The organism is Mucilaginibacter pineti, from assembly GCF_900101875.1.
Classification (GTDB): domain Bacteria; phylum Bacteroidota; class Bacteroidia; order Sphingobacteriales; family Sphingobacteriaceae; genus Mucilaginibacter; species Mucilaginibacter pineti.
On the sequence record NZ_FNAI01000016.1, the window covers coordinates 105,363 to 116,852 of the forward strand.

The following is an 11,490-nucleotide window of genomic DNA, read 5'->3' on the forward strand; positions in this document are numbered from 1 at the left end:
TGTGTATGGAAACGCTAATTGTACAACCAAAAACTAAAGAACAATTAACTGCTTTAAAGGCTTTTATTAAAGCTATGAAAATTGATTTCAAATCTGAAAAAAGCCCATACGATCCTGCCTTTGTTGAGAAAATAAACCAGGGAAGAAAAGATATTAAAAATGGAAAAGGTGTTAAAATAGACACTAAAGATCTATGGAAATAATCTTTAGCCCAAGGGCTTTTGAAGATTTAAAATATTGGAAGAAACTGGCAATAAAGCTATCCAAAAGAAAATAGAGCAACTCCTTGATGCAATAGTAGTTAATCCCTACGAGGGAATTGGTAAACCAGAACCGCTAAAACATAATCTTTCAGGAGCGTGGTCACGCAGAATCACCTCGGAACATCGATTGGTATATGAAATAAATGAAAATAATGAGATTATTGTTCTCGATGTGCTTTCGCTAAAAGGCCACTATTCTAAATAGCCCCCTAATCATTTGTCCGTCTATTTTTCAACCAATACCAGCCCAGGTTAAACGCTATCACAAAATGGTTTAATACAGTTGGCACTAAGCCGTAATAGCGTTTCATGATATCAAAACGTTCCTTCAGGCTTTGGCGATGCTTTGCTTTAGACATCCCCCCTACCAGGTATTTAGCCACGTAGCGGTTTACATTAACTATAGTTTTTGCCTTTTTCGCGGCGCGGATAATCCAGTCGATATCAGCGCTTAACTGATATTTTCTATCGTAAGGTTCTGCAAGCGTTCGTTTCACATAGATGGCCTGGTGGCTGATACTCATACCATATTTAAAGTCCCTCCATATAAAGTTGGCCGGCGCCTTGTGCCTGCGCTGGCCAAGGCTTTCACCTTTGTCGCTTATCATTTCGGTTTCGCCGTAATAAATATCGGCATCATTGGCCGACGCAAAAACGGCGGCTACTGTACCGGCATAATAAAACTCATCGCCGGAGTTCATGAACATTACATAATCACCGGCGGCCGCTGCAAGTCCCTTATTCATAGCATCATAAATACCATTATCTTTCTCGCTGATAAGCTTACTGATCCCGCTGTCGTATTTATGTATAATATCCAGTGTACCGTCGTTAGAGAGGCCATCTACCACAATATATTCAATATTAGCATATGTTTGCCCTAAAACCGATAGCATGGTACGTTCAATATCACGTACATTATTATATACAATGGTAATAACACTAAGCTTTGGATTAAACATTGATACTCTCCTTCTTAGGTTTCATTAGCAGGCTTTGGTATAGTTCGATATGCTTTTTCCCTATAACCTCCTCCGAAAAAACGTCTATAACCGTTTGGCGGGCCTGTTTTTGCAATTGTTGCCTGTCGGGATGTTTTATCACCCACTCCATACCTTCAGCAAAGCTCTCTGCCGAACGATAGGTAGCCAGATAGCCATTGTATCCATGCTTAACCATATCGGGAATACCACCCGTGGTAAAGGCAATTACAGGGGTGCCGCAGCTAAGACTTTCCATTACCGTATAAGGCAGGTTATCTTCCAGCGAGGGGATCAGAAAAGCGTCGGCGGCAGCGTAGTGCATGGCCAGTTTTTCATCGTTATTAATGGTACCCAGGAAGGTGGTTTTAAAAGGAAAATCGGGCACGTCTTCGTCGTTTTTATTGCCGAAAATGACCAATTCTATGTCGTCAGCATCCGTCAGCAGGGCGTCAGCAAGCAAAGCCATACTGTCAAGCAGGTATTGAGTGCCTTTATGCAGGTCTTTACGCGATGGCATAAAGCCGCTCAGGAAAATAAATTTATCCGTTGGCAACCCGGACTGTTGTTTAGCCAGTTGTTTATCGGTGGGTTTAAAAATATCTGTTTCTAAAGTGTTAGGGATATGATGCACCGCCTTGCCCTGCATCAAACTGCTGGCGTTAACCGAAGTCTGCATCCAGGTGCTGGGTGCGGCAATGGCAAAATTCAATACCTCGTAAGCCTTATGTTTTTGCTGCCAGATGCGGTGCGAAATATCATCAGCAGCAGCATTGATGAGCAGCGGACAGTTACCGCATGCGCGCTTGAAATGATCGCAAGTGTAGCGTACGTGGCAGCCGCCGGTAAAGGCATTGCTATCATGAAAAGTCCACACCACGGGTTTCCCGAGTTGGGCAATTTCGGCAAGATGTTTAGGGTCCAGAAAACCGTGATTGATCCAGTGCAGGTGGATGATATCGGCAGCCTTAACATCGGGATGGTTAATAACCGACCTGCCGAACCATGCAAATGAAAACGGTGTTTTCATTAAAGGTTTTAAAAAACGTTTGGCCAGTATCCGCTCCAATATTATTGTAAACGCGGTGTATGATTTTTGGAGTTTATTTTTGTTAAAAGTACCTATTTGCGGATTTTTCCCAAACTTATAGTGCACCACTATTTTTGAATCGACACCCTGACTTATCAACGCCCGATTAAGGCGCATACAGCCCCTGCCGGCCCCGCCATTGCCATCATAAGTATTCAGGTGCACTACTTTTAACATGCTTCAAAAATACATTATTCATTTAAACCTATATATTTATAGTGCAGGAATGCGCAAATTAAAATAACTAACCTGTTACACCATAAATAATGAACGGCATATATAAAATCGAACAAGAAAAAATAAAACAGGTAGCGCTACGGGCTATAAAAAAGGTGATTTTTATTTTGTTGATTGTAATGGTGATAGGTACCATACCTGCTATGCAACTAATGGCAAGAGAAGGAAAACCGGAAAACCATATACCCTCTATGCTGTATTCCTATTTTTTTACTATACCCGTTTTCGGCCTCATATTGTGGCTTGCCTATAAAAACTTGATAAAGCATTTTAGTGGTCCCTTACTGGAAATTAACGACAATGGAATTTATAAATGGAACAGTGGCAAAAACCCTAATGTATTTATTAGCTGGGCCGAAATAACAAGCATCGAAGAAAAAAAGCATAGCTTACTAATAAAAACTTCAAAAGCAAGCGGCTGGAGTGGTACGGGATTAATAGATATTCCTAAAGAATTGGAAGGATATGAAACAGTAAAAAATACAATTAACCTTAAAGCCGGCCGAGCTTAATCATCAGGCTACCTTTTGCTTTACAAAACGTACCGCACGTTGCCATAGGTTGCCTTTGCGGTGCGCCAGGAAATGTTTAATAGCGTTATAGGCCTTTTCGTTTTCGGTAATTATATCAGGAAATTTCTTAACGGGCTGCTGCGAGATATGCACATCGTACATATTTTCGCGGTTGGAGTGTACCCCGGTACCATCATGCCCTATATTATTGATGAGCGAACGTGCGGGGTTAAGCGTTAAACCGCCTTTTAAAAATATGGAGGCATACCAGCGGATGGCCCAGGAATTATTTTTCCCGGCCTTAAATTCCTGAATTTGTTTCCAGAAATTCATTTTACCTTCTATGGAAAAACGGAGGATACCCAGCGTATCAAACCGGGCAATCAGCTTATCAATATCGGGTTCAAAGCTGTTCCAGGCGCGGGCCCAGGTTGCCCAGCCCCAACTGCTGGCGGCCCGGTAAAAAAAGGATTCGGGCAGCTCTTTTTCTTTGAGGTTATACATATAGGCACCAATGTGCATCACCTTTTCTTCGGTGGCGTAGCGGGTAAGCGCCTCATTAAAATATTGCAGGGTGTAGGGCGATGACAGCAAATCGTCCTCAAAAACTATTACTTTGCCATACTCATAAACCAATTGGGTAACACCGCTGATGATGGATTCGGCCAGGCCGAGATTATGATCGCGCAGGATAACTTTTACGGTTTTAAAGCCCGTGGTTTCTTTTGCTATTTCGCGAACCTCGTTAACTTTTGCCTTATCGGCATCTGTTTTAGGGGCATCGCAAAAAATATACAGTCGGGATTCATCGGCAAGCGTATTTTTTTGCAAATGAATAATGGTACGGCGCGTATGATCTGGCCGGTTATAAACAAATAAGGCAATTGGGGCAAGTTGCTGCATTTATCAGGAAAAAAATCAGAATAACTCGGGTTGCTGGCTGGCTTTTTTACATAGAACGGTGTAAGCGTTTGCAAATTGTTCGCTCACCTTTTTTCCCATCAATTTACTTAAAGTCTGTTTCACGGTAAACTCGGCCGCTATACGTATATTCTTCAAAAGGCTTTTGGATTTCTTTTGATTAACGTACATATTAAACCTGGTTACCTCGGGCTCAATCATTGATGTAAGATCATTTTCTACCTCCAAACCCTCGGTGCTTAGCAGGTAGCGCAGGGATGTTGGGGTGTATACATTAATGTGGCCGTAAGCCAAAAAATGTTTAATGCGGGTATCAACCCCGGCTTTATAATCTCTCGGTACTTCAATAACGCAGCGGTGGGCTACTCTTTTAAGTTCGCGCAGCAGCATACGTTCATGTTCTACATGTTCCAGCACGTGTGAGAGGATGATAAGATCGAAGCTATCATCGGCAAAGGGTAGTTTATAGCCATCAAACACCTGCACCGATTTAAGATTTTTTATCTCCCGCGATTGGATATATTCCACCCCGCTACCTGAGATCTCTACCGCATAGTACTCGGGTGCAAAGTTTTTATCAGACAGGTATTTTAAAATACTGCCGTCGCCGGCGCCAACCTCCAGTACATTTTTAAAGGTAAGCCCCTTGCATACCTCAATAATATGCTCGGCTTTATACCTGGCCCCCAGCATTCGCCAGGCCTCATCGTGCTTTTGATAAAATTGATCGTATGCGGTTTTAAATTCGCCGCCTATAATTGATTCCTGCATTTAATACGAAGGTAAATTTTATTATTTAATTTCTTTAGCGATTAAGTGTTTTGCCTTTGTGAAGAAACGCACCGCTTTTGATAGTCACTTCCAAGTTCCCCTCTTGAGAGGGGGCGAGAAGGAATTGTGAAATGGCAGGGGTGTGTTCTGCGGCAAGAAACACACCCCTCCGCCCCTCTCGAGAGGGGAATCGCACAAGGCCCTGGCTTTGATATTCGTCATTCTGTCCGCTAATACTTATCGGCGCTTACCTTGCCCAATTTACCGGCAAGGCCGTCATTTACCGCTGCAACCAGTTTTTTATATTCTTTTTGTTTTGAGCTGATGATGCTTACTAACCATAAATAAGCCAGGTACAATCTTTTATTAAGGTTGAATGTGGCTTCGGATCGCACGGCTACCTTTGAATAAAAATACATCCGGTTGCGCACTGCGTAATAGTTCCTGAAACCCCAAAGATCCAGCAGGTGCGAATGAAATGGTTTCTGCTGATAATTTATCCCCTGCGACATATCGATATCAATAACCTTACATGCCGGGACCAGCCAAATAGTAGCTCCCGACTGGGTAATCCTATACGTATATTCCGAATCATCTACATAAACAAAAAAACGTTCATCGGGATAGCCGATTACTTTTATGAGCGCCCGGTGCATAAGCAAACCACCATAGGGTACGTAAGGCATCATGGCTTTATCCTGGTATGGCGCATTTTTTCCAAACCTGTCCTGCTGCTTATATTTCCGGTTGTTGAGGATGTTGAACGCACTGAAGCCCATGAAATTGTCGGGTACCAGGTAGTAGCGGGCGGGGTTTTCGCCGCGAGCTATTTTTACGTGGGGCAGCCTGTCTTCGCGTAAGCAATAGAGGGCTTTTTTATCATCGGGTTGGTTTATTTGCTCCCACTTGGCAAGCAGACCGCTAAGTGCCTGTTCGTCGGGCAAGTTATCATCATCCAGCAGCCAAACCATATCGGCACCGGTATTATTATAAGCGTATTCAATAGCCTTCTTATATCCTCCTGCCGAACCTTCATTTTGGGCATTGGTTAACACGGTAACACGGTTATCGCCTAAACCGGTAACGTTGGCAGCTACGCTGTAGGCCGAAGCGTTATCAACCACAACAACCTGCGTTACCTGTTCAAACCCAAGCACACGCTTTAGCACCTGCTCTAAAAATTGCCACCTATTTGCATAGGTAACAGTTAACACACACACTTTATATTTTATATTTGCCATTGAATGTTCCAAAATTATCATTTTACAACAAACAATACAGCGGTTAATAAATTGAATGGGAATAATTAAGCAACAAACTATTAAGGGTTCCCTTTATTCGTATCTGGGTGTATTTATTGGTTTTTTAACGGTAGTTATCATTCAGCCCCATTCATTAACTAAAGAACAAATAGGGCTTTTAACTATATTAACTTCGTTATCATTAATGTTTGCCCAGTTTTCTATATTGGGTTTTAACGGTACTGCAAGGTATTTCCCCTACTTTCGCAGCGAAGAAAAGAAGCACCACGGCTATTTATTTTTGGCCTGCATGGTATCATTACTCGGCACCATCCTTTTTGTTTTATTGGCCTGGATTTTTAAAGATGAGCTGGTGGGGCGGAATGCTAAAACTGTTCTTTTTGAAGATTATTACTGGTACCTGATCCCGCTTACCGTTTTCACGCTGTTTTTTAACGTTTTTGACCTCTATGCCCGTTTGCTCTATAACATGACTACCGGACTGATACTGCGCGAGTTTACCAAACGGATATTTATATTGGTACCACTTATACTTATCTATTTTCATTTGGTGAGCTTTAACACGTTCATGCTGCTATGGCTTACTGCCAATATTATTACAACGGTACAAATAGTAATAAGGCTGATAAAAGACAAACACTTTTCACTTAAACCCAACTTTGAATTTTTAACAAAGGATATGGTGAACAAGCTGGTGGGTATTTGCTTTTTCACCATACTAACCGGTACATCACCGCTGATCATTCAAAATATTGACAATTTGCTCATTTCCAAGAAACTGGGGTTGGATAATACCGGAGTTTACGCCCTGGCCTTTAGTTTCGGGAGTATTATTTCACTGCCTTCACGCTCGTTGTACAACATCGCTTATACTATTGTTGCCGAATCGTTTAAAACAAATGACCTAAAAAACATCAGTACGGTTTATGCTAAAAGCTGTATTAACCAGATCATTAGCGCCTTATTCATATTTATAGTAATGTGGGCAAGTGTCGACAATATTTTCGCCATAGAACCTGCCGGTTTTAAGGCAGGCAAGTATGCCATTTTTTTCGTGAGTTTAGGTTACTTTATTGACTCGGCCACAGGCATAAACCTGGTAATACTGGCTACATCAAAATATTTCAGGTACGAGGCGCTGTTTAACCTGTTGTTGGTGCCCGTTATTATAATTGCCAATATAATCCTGATACCCATGTACGGCATCACAGGTTCGGCAATAGCATCGGCATTAACGTATTTTATTTTTAACCTGTTCAGGTATATATTTATATGGGTTAAATTCAAAATGCAGCCGTTTACCATCCAGTGCCTGCTGGCGCTTATTACCGGTGTAGGCGTTTATTATTTATCTGTTTGGGTAATACCACACCTGCAAAATTTTATTATTGATACCATTGCACGCACCGCTTTTATCACTGTGCTTTATTTGCCGGCGGTTTATTTCATGAAACTATCTGAAGATATTAATGGAATTATTGATGGGTTAGTTGCTAAGGTGAGAAGGTAGGTATTTTAAAGTTAGCAGCCTTTCCCACTTCCGCGAGGTTAACGCAGCGTAACTCGTGGTTGATATGGTGTAAGCCTCCGGCTTACCTCAGCTGCAAGCTGAAACCATGCGCCCCACGAGCTGCAAGCTCGCGGGAGGTTGCAGTATCCCAAAAAACTTCCCCCAACAAAAAAGCCCTCCGGAAATAATCCGGAGGGCTTTGTATTTTTATTTACTTACCTGGTGATTATTGGTTTGTAAATTTCTTAGCGTTAATACGGCGTTCGTTTTCGTTAAGGAATATTTTACGTAAACGGATGCTTTGCGGGGTTACCTCAATGTATTCGTCGGCTTGTATGTATTCCATTGATTCTTCTAACGAAAATTTGATAGCAGGCGCTATACGTACGTTGGTATCGCTACCTGATGCACGCATATTGGTTAACTGCTTGCCTTTGGTTAAGTTAATAACCAAATCGTTATCGCGGATGTGCTCGCCTAAAACCTGTCCTTCGTAAACATCAACTCCCGGATCTATGTGGAAACGACCACGATCCTGTAATTTATCAATTGCGAAAGCAGTGGTTTTACCAGTATCCATTGATACCAATACACCATTTAAACGACCAGGGATAGTACCTTTCCAAGGCTCATATGCTTTAAAACGGTGAGCCATAATAGCCTCGCCACCGGTAGCGGTTAATACGTTGTTACGTAAACCTATAATACCGCGTGCAGGGATATCAAACTCAAGGTGTTGTAAGTCGCCTTTTGGCTCCATGATCAACAAATCGCCTTTACGTTGTGTTACCAGCTCAATAACTTTACCGGCTACTTCGCCTGGTACATCAACAATAAGGGTTTCAACCGGCTCGCATTTAACACCGTCAATTTCTTTAACGATAACCTGCGGCTGACCAACCTGCAATTCGTAACCTTCGCGACGCATGGTTTCAATTAATACAGATAAGTGAAGGATACCACGGCCATAAACCAGGTATGAATCTGGTGATTCGGTTTCAACAACCTTAAGCGCCAGGTTTTTCTCCATCTCTTTGTATAAACGATCGCGCAGGTGGCGTGATGTTACAAACTTGCCTTCTTTACCAAAAAACGGTGAAGTGTTAATGGTGAACAGCATGTTCATGGTAGGCTCGTCGATTTTTATAACGGCCAGTTGTTCTGGTTTTTCAAAATCAGCAATGGTATCGCCAATATCGAAACCTTCAATACCAACTACGGCGCAAATATCACCGGCGTCAACCTGGGTTGCTCTTACTTTACCCAAACCTTCAAAAGTATAAAGTTCTTTTATACGTGATTTTTGGATAGTGCCATCGCGTTTTACCAACGATACCGGCATGTTTTCTTTAATAACACCACGGGCAACACGGCCTACAGCAATACGACCAACAAAAGATGAATAATCTAATGAAGTGATCTGCATTTGCAAAGTACCTTCGTTAATAGGTGCCGGCGGAATGTTTTCCAATATGGCATCCATTAAAGGGAAAATATCTTCGGTAGGTTTTTTATAATCGGTGCTCATCCAGCCTTGTTTTGATGAACCGTAGATAACCGGGAAATCCAGTTGATCTTCAGTTGCTTCAAGGTTGAAGAACAACTCAAATATTTGTTCGTAAACTTCTTCCGGACGACAGTTTTCTTTATCAACCTTGTTTACAACCACAATTGGTTTTAAGCCTAAAGCCAAAGCCTTTTGGGTTACAAAGCGTGTTTGAGGCATGGCGCCTTCAAACGCATCGCAAAGTAATAATACGCCATCGGCCATTTTCAATACACGCTCAACCTCACCACCAAAATCGGCGTGACCAGGGGTATCAATAATGTTGATTTTAACGCCTTTATACATTACCGAAACGTTTTTTGAAACGATGGTAATACCACGCTCACGCTCCAGGTCATTGTTATCAAGTATCAATTCACCAGTGTCCTGTCCTTCACGGAAAATGGCGCAACTGTGTAAAATTTTGTCAACCAATGTAGTTTTACCGTGGTCAACGTGTGCGATGATCGCAATGTTTCTTATTTTTTGCATGAAAAATGCTCTTCTAATTTTGGCGCAAAGGTACGTTTAATATATTAGATTTTAAAGCATTGTCAAGTTATATAGAAGATTTTGTGCGATATGATGGGTAAATGACATTTGCAAGGCATCATTAAAAGGCTGATGGGCAGGTATAAGGATTGATTTAGTCCCACTAAATGCCTTTTATATTCAATCACCTATCCCCCAAACGCCCAAACCAAAAACTTACCCATAGCCCTGCCCCAAGTTGCCGGGTCATGCGTACCGCCAACCACTTCAAGGTATTGAATATCGGCAGGCCGGGTGTAGCCTTTATTTTCCAGTTCTTTGATCAGATCGATGGTGTCGTCAATGGCATCTATGATGCCGTTCTTGTTGCGGTCGGTAGTTTCGTCTTTAGTGCCGGTTTGCAGCCAGAATTTAAGGTTGGGCTTATCCTTGGTGTTTTTAATAACCGAGTGCATAATACGGTCGTTATCGGTATAGCCTTTTACCAGGTCCTTGCTGCGCCACCAGAACGAGCCGGAAAATACACCTACCTTATTAAACACATCGCTGTTATTCCAGGCAATATCAAAAGCCGAGAGGCCCCCTAAAGAAAAACCCGCATAAGCAGTAGTTTCAAAATGCTCAATACCGGTTTGAGCGGTTATCTGCGGCAATAGCTCGGTTTTAATGAATTGGGTATATACATCGGCCTTGGCGCCGCGTTTTTTAAAGTCGGGCTGGCCGGCCACGCCGTATTCCTGCAGGCGGTCGTCGCCGGCATGAATGGCCACTATGAGTATCGGTTGTATGCGATTTGTACTGTAAAGCTGCTCCAGCGTTTGTTTAAGCTGCAGGTTTTCCAGTTCCTGCGCGTCGTTCAGCAACAGCAGGCTTAGCGGCTCGGCAAGGTCGCTTTCATCGGGCATAAGCAGGGTGCAGGTAACCTCCCTTTGCAGCAGTTTTGATGTTATGTTTATATTTTTTTCGATGATCGTCATTTCAGTTTCAGCCCAGCCCAGGTACATCTTTATTTAAATTTTAAGGGCGCAAAAGTAAGGTATACTTTTTTATTTATCAGGCTAAATATTAATTTATCAGTTAGTTGCCTTTCTCAAACAAACCACTTAACTTACATTCAGAAACCTGAATATACTATTTTGACTGAAAAATATCACCGCTGGTATTCGCCAAACCTAAACACCCATCTTGAAATGCTGGTATTCGGCGACAGGGGTTTTCCTGTCATCCTGTTTCCAACAACCAGGGGGCGTTACCACCAGAATAAGGATTTCGGACTCATAGAAAGCGCAAAATGGTTTATTGACGAGGGCCTTGTAAAAATATACTGCCCCGATACCATCGACGACCGCAGTTGGTACGATAAAGGCATCCATCCTGCCGATCGCGCCCGCAACTACACCTGGTACGATAAAATGTTGGTAAATGAACTGGTGCCCTGGGCCATGCACGAAACCGGTGTTGGCCAGGTAGCCATGGCCGGTTGCAGCTTTGGCGGTTATCATGCCGCCAACTTCGCGTTCAAACATCCCGAAAAAGTAGCGCACCTGTTTTCTATGGGCGGCGCCTTCGACATAAAAATGTTTACCGATGGCCATTATGACGATAACATATTTTATAATAACCCGGTAGATTACCTGCCCGGCGGCAACCAGCACGAATTATGGCAGATGAACATCATCCTCGGCACATCAGAGCATGACATCTGCAAAGATTATAATATCCAGCTGTCAAACATTTTAGCGCAAAAAAACATTAATCATTGGTTGGATATCCGCCCCTTTGCCCATCACGACTGGCCAATATGGAAGGAGATGTTCCCGCATTATTTATCAACGATAAAATAGATTGAAGAATAATAGAGTAAGGACAAAGGATTAACTTATTTATTACTATAAACACCGGCAAC

The 11,490-nt window shown here is 42.5% G+C and carries 12 protein-coding genes; 5 read left to right on the forward strand and 7 right to left on the reverse strand.

Annotated elements, in window-relative coordinates; all coding sequences use genetic code 11:
* Positions 1-5 precede the first annotated feature (5 nt).
* Together BLS59_RS25935 and BLS59_RS25940 are read left to right on the forward strand one after the other, a co-directional pair.
* Positions 6-203, forward strand: a complete 198-nt coding sequence (locus tag BLS59_RS25935) for a DUF2683 family protein (protein ID WP_091154784.1) — start codon at positions 6-8, stop codon at positions 201-203.
* A gap of 34 nt (positions 204-237) precedes the next feature.
* Positions 238-468 (forward strand): Txe/YoeB family addiction module toxin, encoded by a 231-nt coding sequence (locus BLS59_RS25940; protein WP_240315344.1) that lies wholly within the window; start codon positions 238-240, stop codon positions 466-468.
* Positions 469-472: 4 nt separating this feature from the next.
* Here BLS59_RS25940 and BLS59_RS25945 read toward each other — a convergent pair whose 3' ends face one another.
* On the reverse strand, positions 473-1,225 hold the full coding sequence (locus tag BLS59_RS25945) for a glycosyltransferase family 2 protein (RefSeq protein WP_091154790.1): 753 nt from the start codon (positions 1,223-1,225) through the stop codon (positions 473-475).
* Positions 1,218-2,510 carry a glycosyltransferase gene (locus tag BLS59_RS25950; RefSeq protein WP_091154793.1) on the reverse strand — a complete coding sequence of 431 codons (1,293 nt, stop codon included), beginning with the start codon at positions 2,508-2,510 and terminating at the stop codon, positions 1,218-1,220. The genes BLS59_RS25945 and BLS59_RS25950 overlap by 8 nt, the downstream gene beginning before the upstream one ends.
* 89 nt (positions 2,511-2,599) lie before the next feature.
* Between BLS59_RS25950 and BLS59_RS25955 the strand changes: the two genes are divergently transcribed.
* Entirely contained in the window at positions 2,600-3,082 is a 483-nt protein-coding gene (locus BLS59_RS25955; RefSeq protein ID WP_091154796.1) for a hypothetical protein, read from the forward strand.
* A gap of 3 nt (positions 3,083-3,085) precedes the next feature.
* Here the strand turns inward: BLS59_RS25955 and BLS59_RS25960 are convergent, their stop codons facing one another.
* The 3 genes from BLS59_RS25960 to BLS59_RS25970 all read right to left on the reverse strand — a co-directional run bounded on the left by BLS59_RS25960 (position 3,086) and on the right by BLS59_RS25970 (position 6,015).
* Entirely contained in the window at positions 3,086-3,985 is a 900-nt protein-coding gene (locus BLS59_RS25960; protein WP_091154799.1) for a glycosyltransferase, read from the reverse strand.
* Between the two features lie 15 nt (positions 3,986-4,000).
* On the reverse strand, positions 4,001-4,774 hold the full coding sequence (locus BLS59_RS25965; protein WP_240315345.1) for a class I SAM-dependent methyltransferase: 774 nt from the start codon (positions 4,772-4,774) through the stop codon (positions 4,001-4,003).
* A gap of 230 nt (positions 4,775-5,004) precedes the next feature.
* Entirely contained in the window at positions 5,005-6,015 is a 1,011-nt protein-coding gene (locus BLS59_RS25970; protein ID WP_091154802.1) for a glycosyltransferase, read from the reverse strand.
* A gap of 55 nt (positions 6,016-6,070) precedes the next feature.
* Between BLS59_RS25970 and BLS59_RS25975 the strand changes: the two genes are divergently transcribed.
* The gene (locus tag BLS59_RS25975; RefSeq protein WP_091154804.1) at positions 6,071-7,546 is read left to right on the forward strand and encodes a lipopolysaccharide biosynthesis protein; all 1,476 of its coding nucleotides are present in this window, start codon (positions 6,071-6,073) and stop codon (positions 7,544-7,546) included.
* Positions 7,547-7,772: 226 nt separating this feature from the next.
* Here the strand turns inward: BLS59_RS25975 and typA are convergent, their stop codons facing one another.
* Both typA and BLS59_RS25985 read right to left on the reverse strand, forming a co-directional pair.
* Complete coding sequence (gene typA, locus BLS59_RS25980) at positions 7,773-9,584, reverse strand: translational GTPase TypA (protein WP_091154808.1); 1,812 nt, start codon at positions 9,582-9,584, stop codon at positions 7,773-7,775.
* A 188-nt stretch (positions 9,585-9,772) separates the two neighbouring features.
* A complete protein-coding gene (locus BLS59_RS25985) occupies positions 9,773-10,588 on the reverse strand; it encodes an alpha/beta hydrolase (protein ID WP_091154812.1) in 816 nt (271 codons plus the stop codon).
* Positions 10,589-10,720: 132 nt separating this feature from the next.
* On the opposite strand from BLS59_RS25985, the gene BLS59_RS25990 reads away from it, so the two are divergent.
* On the forward strand, positions 10,721-11,428 hold the full coding sequence (locus tag BLS59_RS25990; protein WP_091154816.1) for an esterase family protein: 708 nt from the start codon (positions 10,721-10,723) through the stop codon (positions 11,426-11,428).
* Positions 11,429-11,490 lie beyond the last annotated feature (62 nt).